General features: G+C 47.0%; 16 protein-coding genes. 10 read left to right on the top strand and 6 right to left on the bottom strand.

Annotation, left to right across the window (positions count from 1 at the left end; all coding sequences use genetic code 11):
* Window positions 1–130: 130 nt before the first annotated feature.
* Window positions 131–2,860, top strand: a complete 2,730-nt coding sequence (locus K0O23_RS00160; protein ID WP_219875319.1) for a DUF4836 family protein — start codon at window positions 131–133, stop codon at window positions 2,858–2,860.
* A gap of 69 nt (window positions 2,861–2,929) precedes the next feature.
* On the opposite strand, the gene K0O23_RS00155 is transcribed toward K0O23_RS00160, so the two are convergent.
* Together K0O23_RS00155 and K0O23_RS20255 are read right to left on the bottom strand one after the other, a co-directional pair.
* Window positions 2,930–3,667, bottom strand: coding sequence for a hypothetical protein (locus tag K0O23_RS00155; RefSeq protein ID WP_219875318.1), 738 nt, complete (start codon window positions 3,665–3,667; stop codon window positions 2,930–2,932).
* Between the two features lie 21 nt (window positions 3,668–3,688).
* Entirely contained in the window at window positions 3,689–3,817 is a 129-nt protein-coding gene (locus K0O23_RS20255; protein WP_262902601.1) for a hypothetical protein, read from the bottom strand.
* Window positions 3,818–4,254: 437 nt separating this feature from the next.
* Between K0O23_RS20255 and K0O23_RS00150 the strand changes: the two genes are divergently transcribed.
* Both K0O23_RS00150 and K0O23_RS00145 read left to right on the top strand, forming a co-directional pair.
* A complete protein-coding gene (locus tag K0O23_RS00150) occupies window positions 4,255–7,044 on the top strand; it encodes an outer membrane beta-barrel protein (protein WP_219875317.1) in 2,790 nt (929 codons plus the stop codon).
* Window positions 7,045–7,373: 329 nt separating this feature from the next.
* A complete protein-coding gene (locus K0O23_RS00145; RefSeq protein ID WP_219875316.1) occupies window positions 7,374–7,649 on the top strand; it encodes a YciI-like protein in 276 nt (91 codons plus the stop codon).
* Between the two features lie 21 nt (window positions 7,650–7,670).
* On the opposite strand, the gene corA is transcribed toward K0O23_RS00145, so the two are convergent.
* The 3 genes from corA to K0O23_RS00130 form a co-directional block, all read right to left on the bottom strand.
* On the bottom strand, window positions 7,671–8,801 hold the full coding sequence (gene corA / locus K0O23_RS00140) for a magnesium/cobalt transporter CorA (RefSeq protein WP_219875315.1): 1,131 nt from the start codon (window positions 8,799–8,801) through the stop codon (window positions 7,671–7,673).
* A 141-nt stretch (window positions 8,802–8,942) separates the two neighbouring features.
* Window positions 8,943–9,545 carry an IMPACT family protein gene (locus K0O23_RS00135; RefSeq protein WP_219875314.1) on the bottom strand — a complete coding sequence of 201 codons (603 nt, stop codon included), beginning with the start codon at window positions 9,543–9,545 and terminating at the stop codon, window positions 8,943–8,945.
* Between the two features lie 3 nt (window positions 9,546–9,548).
* Complete coding sequence (locus K0O23_RS00130; RefSeq protein ID WP_219875313.1) at window positions 9,549–10,457, bottom strand: hypothetical protein; 909 nt, start codon at window positions 10,455–10,457, stop codon at window positions 9,549–9,551.
* Window positions 10,458–10,573: 116 nt separating this feature from the next.
* On the opposite strand from K0O23_RS00130, the gene K0O23_RS00125 reads away from it, so the two are divergent.
* The 5 genes from K0O23_RS00125 to K0O23_RS00105 all read left to right on the top strand — a co-directional run bounded on the left by K0O23_RS00125 (window position 10,574) and on the right by K0O23_RS00105 (window position 15,949).
* Window positions 10,574–10,990, top strand: a complete 417-nt coding sequence (locus tag K0O23_RS00125) for a sugar 3,4-ketoisomerase (protein ID WP_219875312.1) — start codon at window positions 10,574–10,576, stop codon at window positions 10,988–10,990.
* Complete coding sequence (locus K0O23_RS00120; protein ID WP_246596842.1) at window positions 10,991–12,103, top strand: DegT/DnrJ/EryC1/StrS family aminotransferase; 1,113 nt, start codon at window positions 10,991–10,993, stop codon at window positions 12,101–12,103.
* Window positions 12,104–12,573: 470 nt separating this feature from the next.
* On the top strand, window positions 12,574–13,833 hold the full coding sequence (locus tag K0O23_RS00115; RefSeq protein WP_219875311.1) for an MATE family efflux transporter: 1,260 nt from the start codon (window positions 12,574–12,576) through the stop codon (window positions 13,831–13,833).
* Window positions 13,830–14,768, top strand: coding sequence for a glycosyltransferase family 2 protein (locus tag K0O23_RS00110; protein ID WP_219875310.1), 939 nt, complete (start codon window positions 13,830–13,832; stop codon window positions 14,766–14,768). The genes K0O23_RS00115 and K0O23_RS00110 overlap by 4 nt, the downstream gene beginning before the upstream one ends.
* A 200-nt stretch (window positions 14,769–14,968) precedes the next feature.
* The gene (locus K0O23_RS00105) at window positions 14,969–15,949 is read left to right on the top strand and encodes an acyl-ACP desaturase (protein ID WP_219875309.1); all 981 of its coding nucleotides are present in this window, start codon (window positions 14,969–14,971) and stop codon (window positions 15,947–15,949) included.
* Between the two features lie 61 nt (window positions 15,950–16,010).
* Here K0O23_RS00105 and K0O23_RS00100 read toward each other — a convergent pair whose 3' ends face one another.
* Window positions 16,011–16,361 (bottom strand): endonuclease domain-containing protein, encoded by a 351-nt coding sequence (locus tag K0O23_RS00100; protein ID WP_219875750.1) that lies wholly within the window; start codon window positions 16,359–16,361, stop codon window positions 16,011–16,013.
* 205 nt (window positions 16,362–16,566) lie between these two features.
* Here K0O23_RS00100 and K0O23_RS00095 point away from each other — a divergent pair, with 205 nt between their 5' ends.
* Together K0O23_RS00095 and K0O23_RS00090 are read left to right on the top strand one after the other, a co-directional pair.
* Window positions 16,567–17,667 (top strand): vWA domain-containing protein, encoded by a 1,101-nt coding sequence (locus tag K0O23_RS00095; RefSeq protein ID WP_219875308.1) that lies wholly within the window; start codon window positions 16,567–16,569, stop codon window positions 17,665–17,667.
* Window positions 17,668–17,812: 145 nt separating this feature from the next.
* Window positions 17,813–19,333 carry a sigma 54-interacting transcriptional regulator gene (locus tag K0O23_RS00090; RefSeq protein WP_219875307.1) on the top strand — a complete coding sequence of 507 codons (1,521 nt, stop codon included), beginning with the start codon at window positions 17,813–17,815 and terminating at the stop codon, window positions 19,331–19,333.
* Window positions 19,334–19,446 lie beyond the last annotated feature (113 nt).

Below are 19,446 nucleotides of genomic sequence, written 5' to 3'. Positions count from 1 at the left end.
TGCTTGCTTCAGGGTTATAGTTGCCTGTGCACAAAGTATAAAAATGGCTTACATAATAGCTCCAATACCCAAGGGTAAAGCTGTCAGTATTCAAAAAAAAGCCTAAGTTTGTAATCCCTAATTGCTGAATATGCCGAAACGCATCGTATTCTTCTTCATTGGCTTTGTTGTGCTGGCATCGCTGGCCTACTATGGGTTTAACCGCTGGAAAGACTCCCGCGAAAAGGTGGACCTGTGGGCAATGGTGCCCGAAAGCGCCGCTTTTGTAGTAGAGACAAACAACCACACGGCCCTGGTAGAACACCTGAAGGAAACAAGCCTGCAGGAGAGCTTTTCAGCCCTATCGGCTTATCAGCGTTTTGAAGAGAATATGGTTTACCTGGACAGTGTATCGCCGGGTAGCCAGCGCCGCGAACGCTTCCTGGATAAAAAAAATATCCTTACCTCAATTCACGTTATTGGCAAAACAAATGTAGAGTTTGTGCACTACATACCGGTAAACTCTGTGGGAGAGCATCGCTTTTTCCGGAACCTTGTAGATAATATTAACAAGAGCAATATTTTTGAACAGGAAAGCCGGCAATACCAGGATGTTTTGCTTACAGATGTTACCAATACCCGCTTAGGCACACGCTTTACATACTTTACATATCACAATAATATTATACTTAGCCAGTCGCCGGTGCTGATAGAGGAGATCGTGCGACGCATTGGCAGGGGCAAGCCTGTGTCTATAGCCGCCGGTTTTAAAAGTACCAATTACCTTACTCAGCCTGAAGTATACGCCAACGTATTTATAAACTACCGTGCCCTGCCTGACGTGCTGGGGCTGTTTTTAAGCGAAGACCTGATGCCGCAGGTGCGTTACCTCAGTAGCCTGAGCAGTTCTGCCATGCTGGAACTAAAGCTGGAAAAGGACAAGATATTTCTGAATGGCTTTTCAGAGCCTGAAAATTTAAAGAACTCATTCCATAACAACATTGCCCCAGTAAAACCGAGAGCCCTTGGCGTAAAGAATTACCTGCCTAATCGCACCGCCATGCTGATGCACTTTGGCCTGGAGGAGGTTGCAAAGCTGAAGATACAGCCAAACCGTAAAGAGGCAGCCGGCTCGGCTTACGGTGCCACGCTGGATAGCCTGGCCCTGGCGTTTAACAATGAGTTAGCATTGGCTTACATGGAGTCGAGCTCGATAAATGCAAGCCCCGAAAAAGTAGTATTTGCCCATACCGAAAACCCCGATTTGGTCCGGCGGTTGCTTGAGAAACTAAACAAACAGGTACTGGCCTCCCGCAAAAAGAAACCCTACACCGAAAAGTATGGCAGCTATACTATCCAGATGATAGAGGTACCGGATTTGCCTGCCAAACTGTTTGGCAGCCTGTTCGCGGGGTTTGAGCAAAGCTATATAGTGCAGATAGATGGCTATACTGTTTTTTCTGATGAGGTTGCCACGCTCCGGGACCTGCTCGATGATATTTCTGCTGACAATGTATGGGGGAAATCTGTAGCGCAAAAAGCCTTTTTAGAGGAAACCCTGCAGGAAGGCAATTTCAGTTTATACCTTAATACGGTGAATGCCTGGTATGTACTGAGTCGCTACATGACCGAAAACAGTCGCGAAGACCTGCTGCAAAATTCCACCCTGATCAAACGCTTTAATCAGGTAAGTTTCCAGTTTTCCAATGCAGGCAAGCAATACTATACAAGCTTTGTTTTCCGGAAGCAGGACAGCGGAGCCATTAGCGGAGAAGATGCCTTTGCCACAGAACTTACTATACCATTTGAGTCGCGGATTAGCTCCAGGCCATTTGCAATCCAAAATGCCGTAGACCGCAGCCGCGAAGTTGTAGTGCAAGACTCTTCTAACGTTTTGATAAATATTTTGGCAACTGGAAAACGTGGCTGGGTAGATACTGTGGGAAGTACTATAAGGGGAAGTATAAAGCAGGTTGAACTGGGGGCTGATAATAAACTGCGCTACCTTTTTGCTACTGCCAACCGCATTCATGCCATCAACAACCAGGGGCAGAACCTCGAGAATTTCCCGTTTAACATCGGCGATACGCTTAATATACAGCACCTGGCGGTATTTGATTATGAGAAAAACCAGGATTACCGCCTGCTTGTAGACGATTATCTGGGCAACCTGTACATGTACGATATCAGGGGCAATGCCATTGATGGATGGCAGCCGCGGCGCATGGATTACCGCCTGGCAACAGAGCCACAGCATGTGCGTGTGAGTGGGCGCGATGTAATTCTGGTATTGCTTGAGAATGGTTACGTTTATGCCCTAAACCCGCGAGGCGAGGTGTACCCCGGTTTCCCGATGAACCTGAGATCACCGCTAACGTCTGGTGCTTTTGTAAAAGCCGGTGCCGATCTGCGCAAAACAGAGGTTACGGTGGTTACAAAGTATGGCAGCGTAACTACTTTTAACCTGCAGGGCAAACTAATTACACGTGAGCAGCTGGTGAGGCCAAGCAAGAGCGCCTTTTTTGACCTGGAGGCAGAAGGCAACAATGGAAAATCGTTTGTGATCGTGCGGCAGGAGCAAGGCAAGGTAGCCGTCTTTGATCAGGACCTGAACCTGCAGTTTGAGAAGCGCTATGTTACCTCTGCACCTAAAATAGTACAGTATTTCCATTTCGGCGGTGACAACAAGCTATACGTCATAACAGAAACCGGCCCTCAGAAAACCTATCTCTACACCAGCAAAGGCAAACTGGTAGGCAACAGCACCCTCGAAAATAGCAAGCCTGTTATTGTTTACCGCAACGAGGCTTCCAACGATTATACTTTATACAAGGTGTTCCGGAATGAGCTGCAGAAGATCAGTTTCAGGCTTGTGAATTAAGCTGAATCTAGGTGTGCTATAAGTAGTAATCAGACACGGTACTTTTCATTATATCTGCAGCTAGTTCTGCTACTGCACAGAAGCTATTTTCTCTTTCTTTTCCAAATCAGTTTTGTAGAGGATATAGCCTTTTACTTCCTTCCCGTTTAGCATTCTACGGGTAAATTTATCAGGGTATCCATCTTTGTTGTAGGAGTATTCGCAGGTGTAGGACAATTCCTTTCGCACGTTGCCTGTTGCGTCCGTAACGGTATAGCTGGTGATGTTATGGTCCCGGTAGGGCAGCTCCAGGGGCATGAATCTTGCCTCCAGGGGCAATTGCTTCAGATAGCCTGGCCTATCGTCGTAGGCAAGCTCTATCAGCAGGTAAGGCCTACTGGAGCCGGGGGCGTAGAAAGCTACCATCGATAGTTTCCCCTCTTTGTAATCGTACTTCACCTGCTTGGAAATATACCTTGGGTCGTTCAATATATTTTTTGCCTCTCGCCCTGTGAGCATGAAGTAGTAGGTTGATTCGGCTAGCTGCTTATCCTGATTATAGCTGTGCTTTACTTTTTGACTTTGGCTAGTTCTGGCAAGGTACACACTTTGCGACTCATCCGTAACCAGATCCGAGTCTGAAAGTCTTGCGAGCATTTCCTGTCTGGATTTAATAGAATCACTCCTGTCCCAGCCGATAATACCTTTGTCGGGCGAATAGTTTACTTCAAATATCTCGTCCTTTAGCCTGTGGTCTGGCTCATTAAAATATTCATCGTAGTAACGGTAGGTTACCGCCTCGTAGAAACCAGGTTTGGTAGTGGTCACGCTGTAGATCCTGCCGGCGTCTTAGTGAAACTCATGCTTCGTGTCGCCAATTACTACCTTAGTAGGGTAGAGCTTTTTTTCTTCTTCGCCTTTAGAGCAGGCGGCCAGAAACATTAGCAAAGGGAGCAGGTAAAATAGCGGGTACCTCATAGCATTTTGCATTAAAGGTGTAGGATTAATTTCAATATTAATATAATACAATGTTTTGAAAAAGCAAATCGACAGATGGACAAGCTTAAAGTATAAATTTAAGAAAGACTTTCCACTACAACAGATCAGGCAAAAGAATGCTGACCATAGGGCCTAAAGGTACTTGTAGCAGTGGTTTATATTTTAAAACTGAAAATCTGATGTGGTGTGAAAAAGGTGCTTAAACTAAGAGGCTTTATGCATTTTACCCTATTGGCAGGTTGGCCTCCCTTCAATTATTCCGGTACGATGTTGATCTAAGGAATGTAAGTTTTTAAATGTATAGAAAAAATGTTAGATTGAAATGTATTTCAGGGCTATTCGTTGGGGTGAAATGGTCTGTGTTTGAGGTTAACCTGTATGCCTGCCTAAAACTATTAATCATATCAACCCCTACTATGAGACATACTTTACTCTTAGCCCTGCTGCTTTCCTTCTTTCTTCCACACTCAGCCAAGGCCCAAAATCAGAAAGGCGAACTCGCGGGTCGTCTGTTGGATGAAACCTCTAAAGAAGCCCTTCCTTACGCCACTGTAGCCGTGTACACGGCCGCTGACACGGTTATGGTTACCTTCAGGATGAGTGACGAAAAAGGCGGCTTCCGTGTGCCCGGGCTCCCTCTTGGTCAGGAGCTCCGCGCCGTGATCACCATGATGAGCTTTAAGGTATACCGGAAGGAGTTCGTGCTCTCGCAGGAGAAGCCCTCTCTTGATCTGGGGGTGATCAATATGGAGCAATCGTCGAACCTGCTAAGCGAGGTATTAATTGTTGCCGAGACGCCGCCGGTGCTTGTAAGGAATGATACACTGGAGTTTAACGCCGCCTCTTTTAAAACCTTACCCACCTCTTTGGTAGAAGACCTTCTCAGAAAGCTGCCGGGTGTAACGGTAGACCAGCAGGGCAACATTATGGTCAACGGCAGGTCTGTTCAGAAGATACTGGTTGACGGGAAAGAGTTCTTCGGCAGTGACCCAAAAGTTGCCAGCCGCAACCTCCCGGCAGATGTGATAGATAAAGTGCAGGTAATGAACGACGCGGAGGCACTACGCCGGGACCCGGACATGCCCGAGATGGACATTCCGCAGGTCATCAACCTCACCTTTAAGAAAGGTATTAAGAAAGGGATGTTCGGCAAGCTGCATGGTGGGGCAGGCACAGACGCACGCTATGAGGTAGGGGGGATTTTCAACATGTTCCGGGATACCACCCAGATCAGTGTTTTAGGTTACTCCAACAACCTGAACCGCCCTGGCTTTGAGATGGCAGATGTAAGGAGAATAGGAGGTTTTGATCGTAGCGGCTTTAACAGTATGAGCATACGTTACGGCGGGGGATACGCTATCAATGGTGTTTCCTTCGGAGGAATGGGCCAGGGCATTCAGCAATCTTCAGGGGGAGGTGCCAACTTTAACACTGTGACTAAAAAAAGGATGAAGCTCAATCTGCAGTACTTTTTGGGTGACGCGAATGAAGATCTGAGACAGGTAGTGAACGCGCAGCAGTTTCTGAGAAGTGATACCCTTATTACCAGAAGAGACAGGGACCAGAATAGCAGGAGCCAGACCCATAGGGTAGGGGGCAGAATGGAATGGAAGCTGGATAGCTTGACAAATTTGAGTATTGCCCCTGGCTTGAATTTCTCCTATAGACTTTCAAATCAGAACTCCTTTGTGAGTACTTACCGGAACCTCTCCGGGCTGGTGAATGAGAGTATAAACGAAGAAGTGGTGGACAGCGAGGAAGTTAGCTTCTCCAATACGCTCAGTTTTGAGCGCTTCTTCAGGAAGAAAGGAAGACTACTGACGCTCTATAGCAGGATGGGCCGCGTTTCTACTTTACAGGACCAGTTCAACGAGGCGGAGAATACATTTTACCGGCCCGATCCAATGATCACTTACCTGGATCAGTTACGTCAAACAGATCAGGAGGACTTTCAGATAAACAACACGTTTGCTTATAATGAGCCTATGAGCAAGAACTTAAGCGCTGTTTTTAGACTGAATGTAGAGTACTTCAGGGATGAGAATGTACTGGTAACCTATACGCCTGACCCGGAGAGCGGGGAGTATGAGCACCTTGTACCAGGATTATCTAATGGGCTGGACCGCAAGGGATGGCGCAATTACCTGACTTCAGGCCTGAAATGGAAAGTAAAGGATGTTACACTGCAGCCGGGCATCCGCTTTACCTCGCTTCACATTAACAACAGCTTTGAGACTATGCCTGCTATTGAGCAGCGGTACTTCTATGCCTTTCCGAGCCTGAGCGTAAACTGGAAACAGCTTCACTTTAACTACAATGTAGACCTGCGGGAGCCAAATGCGACGGATCTGCAGCCTGTGCTGGATAATACCGATCCGCTGTTCATACAGTACGGTAATCCTGAGCTGCAACCCACGGTATCCAATTCCTTTAGTTTTAATTACAGAAAGTATGATACCAAAAGGTCGCTCAATTACACCGCCTATCTTTCAGGCTCCCTTACCAACGACGCCATTATAAGAGAGCGCACAGTAGAGCAGAACGGACTGCAGACAAGCAGACCAGTGAACGTGGACGGGAACTGGGGCCTTAGTGGAAGCGCCCGCGTAATGAAGGACTACAAGTATGACAACAAAAAAAAGTTTACAATAGGAGCCAATATGCGTGTTACTTACGGGACAGGGCTTGTTCTGCTCAACAATGCCCGCAGTAATAGCCATAGCTGGAGGTTTTATCCTGAAGTGGAGGCCAGGGCAAATCTGGATGACAAGTTTGAGTTAAGCCAGTCTTTTACCCTTAGTCATCAGCGCAGCACTTACGAGAACAATGCTTTTGATAACCTGCGCTTTAATACCCGGGCGGCCAGGTCGGAGATTGTGGTGCGCCTGCCTAAAAAGCTGGTATGGGAGGCGACCTTTGACTACTGGTATAACTCTAATGCCGCGCCGGGCCTGCAGAACAGCTATGGCAGACTGAATGCTGGAATAACATACCTGTTCATGAAGAATGACCGGGCGCAGCTGAAGCTGTCTGTTTACGACCTGCTGGACCAGAACATTACCGCAAGCAGGAGCATCCGGGAGAACCTGATCCAAGATTTCCAGACCGCGGCGCTGACCCGCTACGGCCTGCTCACCTTCACCTACAACATCCGTAACTTTGGTGGAAAGGTCGGGGGGAGACAGAATCCACTTTTCTGGTTTTAGCGCCGTTGGAAATCTCCATCATAAAAGTAAGGAGAAGGAAAGGTGATAGTAAAAGACAGCATAATACATTGTCGTAAATATGGCTCTGGCCATACACTTTATATTTACAGGCAAAAGTTTAAATATGGCTAACAGCTTCTCTGCTTTAAGTGGAATATTTAAAGTGCTGGGAGTATTTATATTTAATATCTTGCTAAGTGCTTTTGTAGTTCTTGTTTTCTGGGCAAGATTATGAAAGCAGACAGTAATGAAAAAAGCTAAGCTCAGAGCTAGTCCCAGGTTATCTGGCCTGGAAAAGTATAGATGCTTCCACATTTAATAGTAAGAACATGTACTACATCCTTTTTTACAAAACAGTAGAAAACTACATCGAGAAACGCGCTCCTTATCGTGAGGAGCATTTAGCACTGGCCCGGCAGGCAAGGCTGGATGGGAGTTTGTTTATGGCAGGCGCACTGGCAGAGCCAGCCGACGGAGCGATACTCGTTTTCAAGGCTGACTCTCCTGAAGTAGCTGAGGACTTTGCCAAAAACGACCCATACGTAAAAAATGGGCTTATTTCGGAGTGGCAGGTGCGGCCCTGGACCGTGGTTGTAGGAGACTAAGTGTTAAGCTTCGCCATCCTGTTAAAAGCTCCTGAACCACCCTTTCCTGTAAAAGAAGTATATCTGGAAAAGTATGAGCGTACCCATTAGCCCCAGTAGTATCGGGTAAGAGTATGGCTCGTACAATTCAGGCATACTATACCGGAAAACCTTACCTGTTTCCGGGTCTTCGCGGGAGAAGTTCATACCGTAGATGCCAACTATAAAACTAAGCGGGATAAAGATACTGGAGATAATAGTAAGCACTTTCATGATCTCGTTCATGCGGTTGCTTACCATAGACATATACAATTCTACCAGACTAGAAGACATTTCCCGGTGGTTTTCGATCAGATCTATCAACTGCACGGCGTGGTCGTAGGCGTCCCGGAAATATACTTTTAGCGAGTCTGGAATCACATCTTCGTCCATACGCAGCATTTCATTCATCAGGTCGCGTTCGGGCCAGGCAATACGGCGCAGTTTAACCAGCTCGCTTTTCAGATTTAGAATCTCGGTCAGGGTATTTTTTGAGGGCTTGCGCAATACTTTCTGTTCCAGCTCTTCCATATAAAGGCCTATTTCTGCCATTACCGGGAAATAGTAGTCGAGCACAACATCTAGCATAGCATAAGCCATGTACATTGTAGGGCGGCTACGGATAACACCTTTGCCCACCCGGATGCGCTCGCGCAAAGGGTCCAGGCAATCGCCGTAATCGCTTTGCAGGCTTAATACATAGTTGTCGCCGGTAAACAAGGATAGCTGCACATCTATCAAGGACTTAAATTCAGGAGACCAACGCAGCATGCGTGTGATAATGAATAAGCGGTTAGTACCGAACTCCTCTACCTTTGGGCGCTGGTAATCATTTATCACGTCTTCCATCTGCAGCGGGTGCAGGCCAAAGTCAGCAACAAGTTGCTCCAGCATAGTTTGGTCGCCATAGCCCCGGATGTCTATCCAATGGCGTGCCTCGGGATGGGCTTTTACACGCAGCATCAGTTCTTTGTAATTCTGTAGCTCTGTTTCTTCAAACAAAGTTTCAGAGAAAGACATCAGGAAAAAACGCGGCTTGTAAGACTCTGTAGGAACGAGTAGTGTGCCCGGTTTTATGCCAGCTTTACGATCGAGTATTTTTTCGCGTTTACGGTGGAGTCTGAGTTTGGCCATGTAGCAAGATAGAGAGTTTAGGAGTTAGAAAGTTAAAAAGGTAGAGAGTTATGAATCTGGGAAAGTAACATATTACATCTTTTAAATTTATGCCGCAAGTACAGCTGCATTTACGCTCCGCAAAATATGCGGCAGAACAACTCACTCCAGCATTTTAACCTTAACCTTCTCCATTTCTTCCAATTTAGCGGTAACTTCTTCCTGGAGAGCTTTTCTTACCTCAAGGGTTAGTTTGCAGTCCAGTTCAAATTGCTGGTTGCGTACGGGCAGGTCGTATTCTTTTACCAGACTCATCACATCGTTCATCTGCGGATAATCGTAATGCGCCTGCAGCAGAACGGTTTCGTGTTTTTCTATGATAGCAGCCTGTTCCAGGGCATCGGCAGTGGCGGTTTTGTAGGCTGTTATCAGTCCGCTAACGCCTAGCTTAGTGCCTCCGAAATAACGTACCACTATCACCAGCACATTGCTCAGGTCTGCAGAACGGATCTGGCCAAGTATAGGGTCGCCGGCCGAGTGGTTGGGTTCACCGTCGTCGTTGGCGCGGTAGCGGCTTTTATCGGCACCCAAAGTATAAGCATAGCAATGGTGACGGGCATCATAGTACTTCTTCCTCACCTCCGCCAGTACGTCCTTTACCTCATCTTCGGAATAAACAGGAAAGGCCAGGGCTTTAAACTTGCTGCCTTTCTCTTTGTAAAGTCCTTCGGTGGGGTTAACTATGGTTCTGTAAGTATCTTGCATAGGCTAAGGTAAGTTAGCTAAAATTTCCTGATACGAGATAAGTATAATGGCCATAACAGCTACCGCAATCCCCACCAGGTTCAGTTTACTAAGCTTTTCGCTAAAGAAAATAACGGCACCTACTGCTCCCACCAGTATAATGCCTATGTTGTTGATGGGGTATAGAAAAGCGCCGTCGTTGCCAAAAGCGGTAAGCGCCTTTATCAGAAAGTATATCGAAAAGTAATTCGGGATACCCAGCACCACACCTGCTGCTATACTTCTGAAGTTTAGTTTTACTTTTTTAAGCATCAGCAAAACCACTAACACCAACATGCCTGCCACTGCCGAGGTAGCAAATGTGAGCATGGTAAACTGGCTGGCCTCGTGGGCTTGCAGGTAATGCTCGTTTGTGTAGTTGATGAGAGAATCTGCGATGCCACTGTTCAGGAAAATGATAAAAGGCAGCAGCAATGCCATGGCAGGAGAGGCCTTTACCTCGCTATCCTGCCTCGGCCTGATAGACGACAGCACGATTGCCACCAGCGCAGCCACCATGCCAATGTAGTTGATGATGTTATACTCTTTGAGGCTGGTGCGCAGCACAAGCAAACTGAAAAGCACAGGTATTACCAACGAGATCTTAGCAGCCACCGAAGTTGCAGTTACTCCTACCTTTTGGGTGCTGAGCGCCATCAGGTAAAATGTAAGTATAAAGATAGCGCCAAGCGCCATAGCCGCATAGGCCCAGGTGTTAGTAAAGATGCCCGGTTGCAGCACATCACTGCCTCCCGGAAACAACAGGCCCACCAGTATACAAACCGTATAGTTTACCACAATGGCCTGAAATGTGTGCACATTGTACCGCTGGAAAAGCTTGAAGATAAAAATAAGTGTGGCGCTAACTAAAACGCTAAGTATAAGGTAAAGCATAGATTTGGTGCTGCGGCCTGTATGCCGGTATTACAAATTTAGTTTAACTATGGCTGCAGGCAAGCAGGTAAAGAGAATTAGCACTATATTCGTTCTGAAAAACCATCTTTACAAAGTTGCCGCAACAGCCATACTTCATTCAGTTTAACAGCACTGGTAATTCTGCCGAGGGCTACATCAGCTCCACGCAGTTTTCAGACAAGCTCCCTTTTAATGTAAAGCGTGTTTTCTGGACGTATAATACGCCACAGGAAGTAGTACGAGGCCGCCATGCGCACATAGCAACAGCGCAGGTACTGGTGGCAGTAAACGGAAATATAGATGTAAAGGTAGACAACGGCAGAGGAAGTACAGAGACTTTTAAGCTAAGCAAACCAGACCAGGGCTTATACTTGCCGCCTATGTACTGGGCAAATTTATACTTCTCGGAAGGGGCCATACTTTTGAGCCTTACATCTTCTGATTTTGATGAAGCCGATTACATACGCGATTACCAGGATTTTGTAGAGAAATCAAAAAACGAGAAAGTATAAATGATGGAGGTGCCATACTTTGCTTTCAGGGATTTTGTGCCGGGTGTGCAGCAGCAACTCGAGCAAGCTTTGGTGCAGATGGCGAAGCGGGGTAATTTTATACTTGGCAAGGAGGTACACAGCTTCCAAAAGGAGTTTGCCGCTTATCTCGCCGAGGGCACTACTGCCATTGGTGTTGGCAATGGCTACGATGCGCTGGTAATCTCGCTGAAGGCTTTGGGCATAGGAATTGGTGACGAAGTGCTGATGCCATCAAACAGCTACATGGCTACGGTAAATGCGGTGCTGCAGGTGCGGGCAAAACCGGTGCTGGTAGAGCCTGATGCTTATACCTACAACCTGACAGCAGCCAACGCTGAAAAGGCCATTACTCCTAAAACCAAAGCTATGCTTCCTGTGCACCTTTACGGTCAGCCTTGCCAGATGGGCGAGCTTATGCAGCTGGCAGCAAAGTATAAACTGCGTGTGTTGGAAGATTGCGCACAGGCACACGGAGCCACATTTAAAGACCAGAAAGTTGGCACCTTTGGCGACGCTGCAGCCTTTAGCTTTTACCCGACCAAAAACCTGGGTGCCATGGGCGATGGTGGCGCTGTTGTGACAAACAACATAATCATAGCAGATTTTGTGCAGCAGTACTGCAACTACGGCCAGAAGCAAAAGTATATTGGCGAACTGGTTGGCGTTAACTCCCGCCTCGACGAATTGCAGGCTGCCATACTTCGCATTAAACTGCAGCACCTGAACCAGTACAATACCGAAAGGCAACGGCTGGCAAAAGTATACTTAAAGGAGCTGCAAAGTATAGGCGATCTTATACTTCCGCGCACAGCTGATAACTGCAACCATGTGTACCACATCTTCAACATCCGGACAAAGTATAGAGAAGCCTTGCAAAACCATTTAAGTAAATCAGGCATTGGCACAGCCATACATTACCCTATGCCAGTGCATTTGCAGCCGGCTTATACTTTTCTGGGATATCAGTCAGGTGATTTTCCGGTAGCAGAGGAGTTGGCAGATACCAGCTTGAGTCTTCCGCTTTTCCCGGGAATGACTGAAGTGGAGCAGGAGAGTGTGATTGAGGTGGTGAAGGAGTTTTATAATAGGTAGTTAGTAGAGTCTTTAGGATTTTGGACCTTGCCTAGGTGTTCTCTCAATAGATTTGATATTATAGGGGGTCCTGTTTCGGACATCCTTGTCCGGAACTTTCTCTGCTGCGGACTTCCTAGTCCGTGTGAAGGCAGGGCCATTTAATTACGGTGAATTCCATACTTATGGCGCGAGCGTCCTCGTCCCGAAGCAAGTCCGGGATCTGCGACTCGTGACTGGCTATAATCTGGGCCTCTGGCCCAGTCGGGTTACAAACCCGACATCATAAACAGGACACGAGTTGTAAACCCGCGCCAGCGAAGTAATTTATGGGGATAAGGATATCCCCGGCAGAAAGCTTTCGGACTTGGAAGTCCGAAAGAGCTATAGGCATGTGCAACGTCCTTTGTCATTTGTCCAACAATCTTTTGTCCATCATTCTCCCATCCTCCACAGAAAAACCTTATTTTGCAGTTGCTTTGGCCAACTAAATGCTGCGACTACTTAAATCATCCTTCTGGTCTTTTCTTTCGGTTCTGGTTCGTGCAGTATCCAGTATTGCCATTAATAAGCTGTTTGCAATTTACTACGGGCCAAACGGTATCACGCTTTATGCCCACTTTCAAAACCTGCTATCCATTATAACCACCGTTCCGGATGGCGGTACCAATATTGGCATTATCAAGTTTCTGGCAAATGGGCGGGCTATATCCGGAAACTACAGGCGTTATTTCTGGGCTGGGGTTATACTTAACGTGTGCTGCGCACTGGCGGCACTCAGCATTATCTTCAGCTTTTCAGGCTATTACTTAGAGGCTTTTGTGGATAGTTTTGGCAGCAGCGAAGTGTGGCTATGGGCTATACTTTTTGGAGCCGGAAGTGTACTGGTAACGCTTAACCTGATGCTGATGGCAATTGCGCTGGCTCGGCGTGAACTGAAGTGGCATGTGCTAAGCACTACCTTTACAACATTCGGGGCCATGGCAGCGGTTTATTACACCCAGGGCAGGTTGTCTCTTAACCAAATACTGCTGGTGGTGCTCGGCGTGCAGTCGCTGGCTTTCTTTTTTACCCTGGCCATACTATACTTTAAAAAGCTGCTGCCTCCCCTCAAAAAGATCAACATACCCAAAAGTATATACAAAGACCTCTGGAAGTATATCCTAATGGCTCTGAGTGCGGTGGTTTGCCTGAAACTAACAGACTTTTACATCCGGGATTTCGTGATTGCGCGCTTCGACCTGTACCAGACGGGGCTTTGGCAGGCGGTAGTAAAAGTATCGGAGAATTATAGTACCGTGTACACAGCCGTTATCGGTATGCTGGTGTATCCGCGCATGGCGGCCATGGTAAACCAGGAAGACGCCCTGCGCAAGTTTGTCCGTAACACGTTTTACCTGGTGCTACCAGGGCTTATAGTAGCTTTGCTGGTAATATACTTTTTGCGGGAATGGGTGCTGCTGCTGCTCTTTAACCAGGATTTTGTAGTGGCCGAGTACCTGTTCGATTACCAGTTGCTGGGCGACTTCTTCAGGATGTGGAGCATTGTACTGACCAACCTGATCGTGGTGCGGGCACATGTAAAGCTATACATCGGGTGGCAGATTGCTTCGGCGCTGCTGTACATTACGCTGGTAAGTGTGCTGCTGGAGCCTTTTGGCCTGGAGGGCATTACCGTGGCCAATGCCCTGCGCTATGCTGTAACACTTGCCCTGGCTATGTTGTATTACCATAAATACATTCGCCCATGATTACGCAGCCACTTGTTTCCGTTATCTGTTTATGCTACAACCACGAGCGTTTCCTGGCAGATGCCCTGGATTCTGTGCTGACGCAAACCTACCCAAACATTGAGATAATTGTGGTGGACGATTGCAGCACCGACGGAAGTATAACCATCATCAACGCTTACCTGGCAAAGTATCCGCAGATCAGATTCATAAGCACCGGGAAAAACATTGGTAACTGCGCAGCCTTTAATACGGGTTTAAACGCCAGCTCCGGCGACTTTATTATCGACTTCGCAACAGATGATGTATTGCTGCCGGAAAGAATAACTCAGCAGGTAGAAGCCTTTAAGAAAGTGGATGAAAGTTATGGTGTGGTGTACTCAGATGCCGAATACATTACAGATACGTCGGAGCATTTATACTTTCATAGCCAGAAGTATAAGCCAGCCCCTGACGGTGATGTATTTGCAGAGGTGTTGCGCCGGTATTTTATCTGTCCGCCAACCATGCTTATTCGCCGTGCGGTATTTGAGGATTTAGGTGGATACGATGCAATGCTGGCCTACGAAGACTTTGATTTCTGGATAAGATCAGCCCGAAAGTATAAGTACCATTACCTGGATAAAATTACCACACAGCGCCGTGTGCACGATAAATCCCTATCCAGGGGCTTGTATAAAGCAGGAGATAAAATGCTGGCATCTACTGTAATAGTGTGCCGGAAAGCTGCTGACCTGGTACAAAACGAGATGGAGAAAAAAGCACTTGCTCAGCGGCTAAAGTATGAGGCCAGACATGCCTACCTGACTGGTAACTTTAAAGAAGCTGCTGACCTGTTAGCAATATTGGAAACTATCTCTGGCTTGCCGGTTTCCTATCGCCTGATTTCCTCTCTTAATAAGCGCAAAGTTAACCTCAGTTTCCTTCGCAAACTGTACCACTTACTCCGGTATTAATTATTTTATTGCACTCTTTTTCTGTATGTTGCGTTTTAAAATCAGCCATAAAGTATAACTTAATTCTGTTTTTGCGTAAACATTAGTTGCAGTAAACGGCAGTTTGGGTTTCGTTTCATGATATTATCAAAATGTTATCTAAAGGGGCTGCTTTATTGGCATTTAATAAGTATATTTGGCCTTTCAATTAATAAAACAAAATGATCACAGCAGTTTCAGCTTCCCGCGCAGAAGTCATCAAATGGATGGAGGATTTCGTGAATGAGAAAATGTCCGAGTTTCTAAAATCTGTAGAAGATAGCTGGCAACCAGCCGACCTTTTACCAGACGCTACTCTTGAAACGTTTTTTACTGAGGTAAAAGAATTGCGAGAGCGTGCCCGTGATCTTAGCTACGATTTACTTGCTGTACTAGTAGGTGACACGATCACTGAGGAAGCCCTGCCAACTTACGAAAGCTGGCTGATGACCATCGATGGCCTGCCACAGGACCCGAAAGGACCTTGGATGCGCTGGAACCGTGCCTGGACTGCTGAAGAAAACCGCCATGGCGATGCTCTTAACCGTTACCTTTATTTAAGCGGCCGTATTAACATGCGCGAAATGGAGGCATCTACACAATACCTGATCGCCGATGGTTTCGACCTGCAGACAGATAACGACCCTTACCGATCATTTGTGTATACTTCGTTTCAGGAAACAGCAACTAACATTTCGCACCGCCGTGTGGCTCAGATCGCTAAAAAGCAAGGCGATAACATGCTGGCTAAACTGTGTGGTCACGTTGCCGCCGACGAAGCAAGACACGCCAAAGCATATAAATCGTTTGTAGGCAAAATTTTCGAAGCCGATACAAGCGAAATGATGCTGGCTTTTGAAGACATGATGCGCAAAAAGATCGTTATGCCAGCCCACTACATGCGTGAGTTAGGTGTTGATCTGGGCAAAACGTTCGGCCACTTTACCGATGCCGCGCAGCGTATCGGTGTTTATACTTCTTCAGATTACACAGATATTCTGGAAGACCTGATAAAAGAGTGGAAGATCGAAACACTTACCGGTCTTAACGAAGCCGGAGAGCGTGCCCGCGATTACGTTGTGGCCTTGCCAAACCGCCTTCGCCGTGTAGCCGAGCGTATGAAAGTGCCACAGCTGGAGTATAAATTCCGTTGGATTGACTAAGCTATAAGCTGAAAGTATAAACACAAAGGGCAGGTTGCTGATGCAACCTGCCCTTTGTGTTTTACCTCCCCCTAGCCCCCTCCCAAAAACAAGAGGGGGAATTGGTGAATTGTGATATAATTTTGTTGCGGACAGCTGCCAGGCTTTCGAACACTTCATCGTTTCGTATTCTTAATACTTTAAGGCCCCAATGGCGTAGCATTTCATCACGTAGACTATCGTTAGCAATGGCTTCCGGAGAATCATGTACGGCGCCATCAACTTCGATTACCAGTTTTTCAGAGGCACAATAAAAATCAACAATGTAATTTTCTATACTGTGCTGCCTTCTAAATTTTCTCCCCTCAAGCTCACGACCTCTAAGTATGCGCCAGAGTTCTTCCTCAGCAGGTGTTAATCCATTTCTAAGTATCGCTCTCTGCTGCTTAAGGTGAGGTAAGCCGTGTAATTAACTACTTCTCATGTGTATGATTTCGTTTTCAACACTCTTTGTTAGGCAACTGTTCCAAATTTTAATCACCCCTCCTGTTTTTAGGAGGGGGCCGGGGGGAGGTAAATCCCGTATAAGAACATTTGCAGAGGCTGCGTTGTTGAAGTAAGTATAAACAGGAGAAAGTATGAGCTTAGGATACCGATTTACAGATTATGTACCTCCACAGGATGATAAGCCCGGCTTTGAGTCACTGCTGAAGATTTTCCTGCAACTGGTGACCATTAGTGCAGGCGATGTAGGAGAAGCGCTGAACTGGCTTAGTTCACTGGACAAGCAGTATAACCTAACCGGCGACGATTACGGCATCGGCGACTTTATTGAGGATCTGAAAAAGAAAGGCTATCTCGACGAAAAGCCGCAGGAGAAAGGGGCATTCCAGCTGACGGCTAAAAGTGAGCAAAGTATAAGAAAGAGTGCCTTGGAGGAAATTTTTGGCAAACTGAAGAAAGGCGGGAAAGGTAGTCATGCCACACCGCACACCGGCATCGGCGACGAAGCCAGCACCGATCGCAGAGAGTACCGCTTTGGCGATGCGCTGGAGCAGATCTCCATGACCGACTCTATCCGGAACGCCCAGATCAACCACGGCATCGGCGATCTTTGGTTAACGGAACAGGACCTGGAGGTGACCGAAACAGAGCATAAAACACAGGCCTCTACAGTGCTGATGATCGATATCTCGCACTCCATGATTTTGTATGGGGAAGACCGCATTACACCGGCCAAGAAAGTGGCTATGGCACTGGCAGAGCTTATCAAACAGAAATATCCCAAAGACACCCTTGATATACTTGTTTTTGGTAATGATGCCTGGCAGATAGAAGTAAAGGACCTACCATACTTAGAGGTGGGCCCATACCATACAAACACTGTTGCCGGCCTGGAACTTGCCCTAGACATATTGCGAAAACGCAAAACTCCGAACAAGCAGATATTTATGATAACCGATGGTAAGCCAACCTGTCTGAAAGAGGGACTACACTACTATAAAAACAGCTTTGGCCTGGATAGGAAAGTAGTAAACAAAACGCTTAACCTGGCCGCGCAATGCCGTAGGCTTAAAATACCTATCACCACGTTTATGATCGCATCAGACCCATACCTGCAGCAATTCGTAGACGAGTTTACAAAAGTGAACAACGGACAGGCCTACTACAGCAGCCTGAAGGGCTTGGGACACCTGGTGTTTAAAGACTACGGACGCAACCGCAGGAAAAGCTTTTAGAGTTATAGAGTTTGTGAGTTAAGCATTCATATAACTCAAGATAATTCTCCTCCCTGGAGGGGCTAGGGGTGGGTTTGCAAAAGAAAGTCAACAATTTAACAATAAAGCCAATTGGCAATTATATTTGCCATTCAACCATAAAAGAATGAATTACAGAGACATACCAGCCGAAAACTTACTGAAGATAAAAACTCTAGGCCAGCTAAAGGCAGCCGGATACGAGTCGCAAAGTGTAAAGCAGGAGCTACGGCATAATCTCATAAAAAAGCTGCAGAACAAAGAGGAGATATTTCCGGGCATCTGGGGGTATGAGGAAACGGTGATTCCGGATATGCAACGGGCCATACTTTCGATGCACCACATTAACCTGCTTGGTTTACGCGGCCAGGCCAAAACGCGTATTGCACGCCAGATGATTGACCTGCTTGATGAGTATATACCCGTAGTGCAAGGCTCTGAGTTAAACGACGACCCGTTGCAGCCGTTATCGCGCTACGCCAAAGATATGGTATACGAGCATGGCGATGATACACCTATTGCCTGGCTGCACCGCTCAGATCGCTATACCGAAAAACTTGCCACGCCCGATGTATCTGTAGCCGACCTGATTGGCGATGCAGACCCCATAAAAGCCGCTACCATGAAACTGCCATACTCCGATGAACGCGTGATCCATTTTGGCTTGATACCGCGTTCGCACCGGGGCATTTTTGTGATTAACGAATTACCCGACTTGCAGGCACGCATACAGGTGGCATTGTTTAATATTCTGCAGGAAGGCGATATTCAGATACGCGGCTTTAAAGTACGTCTGCCGCTCGATATTCAATTTGTGTTCACGGCCAACCCCGAGGATTATACCAACCGTGGCTCTATTGTAACGCCACTGAAGGACCGTATCGATTCTCAGATCATCACACATTATCCTAAAACTATAGAAACTGGTAAGAAGATAACCAGCCAAGAGGCCCGGGTTAAAGATGGGCAGGGGGAGCTGGTGCAAACCAACGACATTATTGGCGACCTGATAGAACAAGTGGCGTTTGAGGCCCGCGAAAGTGAGTACGTGGATGCTAAAAGTGGTGTGTCTGCCAGGTTAACAATATCAGCTTTTGAGAACCTCTTAAGTGCTGCTGAGCGCCGGGCATTGCTGAATGGTGAGAATAAGACCTATATACGCGTATCTGATTTTCTAAATACCATACCTTCGGTTACAGGTAAAGTGGAGCTGGTGTACGAAGGCGAGCAGGAGGGAGCCGGCCATGTGGCGCAGGTGCTAATGGGCAAAGCCATCCGTACGCAGTTCCTGAAATACTTCCCCGACCCGGATAAAGCCAAGAAAGCGAAAACGGGCAATACCTACAAAGCCATTACTGACTGGTTTGGTGACGGAAACACCATCGATATTTTAAACGACGCTTCAGCAGCAGACTACAAGAAAGCCCTAAACAAAGTGCCCGGTTTGCAGGAGTTGGTAGAAAAGCATCAGCAAAAAGCCAAAGGCGACGAAAAGCTGTTTCTGATGGAGTTCGCACTACATGGCCTGGCCGAGCACAGCCAGCTTAGCAAGAATCGCCTCAGCACCGGCCTGCAGTTCAAAGACCTGCTAAGCGGTATGTTTAGTATGCCAACCTTTGGCGAAGAGGAAGAGGACGAAGACTATTAGGAGTTAAAGACCTCGCAGTGTCCGGAGGTCCTGCGAGCGTCTGGAGTGGGAAGGCTATAGCTACGTAGCATGCACCAGACGCTCGCGGGTCATAAAGACACCGCGAGGTCTTA

The organism is Pontibacter aydingkolensis (assembly GCF_019443125.1).
GTDB lineage: Bacteria > Bacteroidota > Bacteroidia > Cytophagales > Hymenobacteraceae > Pontibacter > Pontibacter aydingkolensis.
The sequence above is the reverse complement of the archived record's forward strand: the minus strand, read 5'-3'. Positions and strand labels throughout refer to the sequence as shown.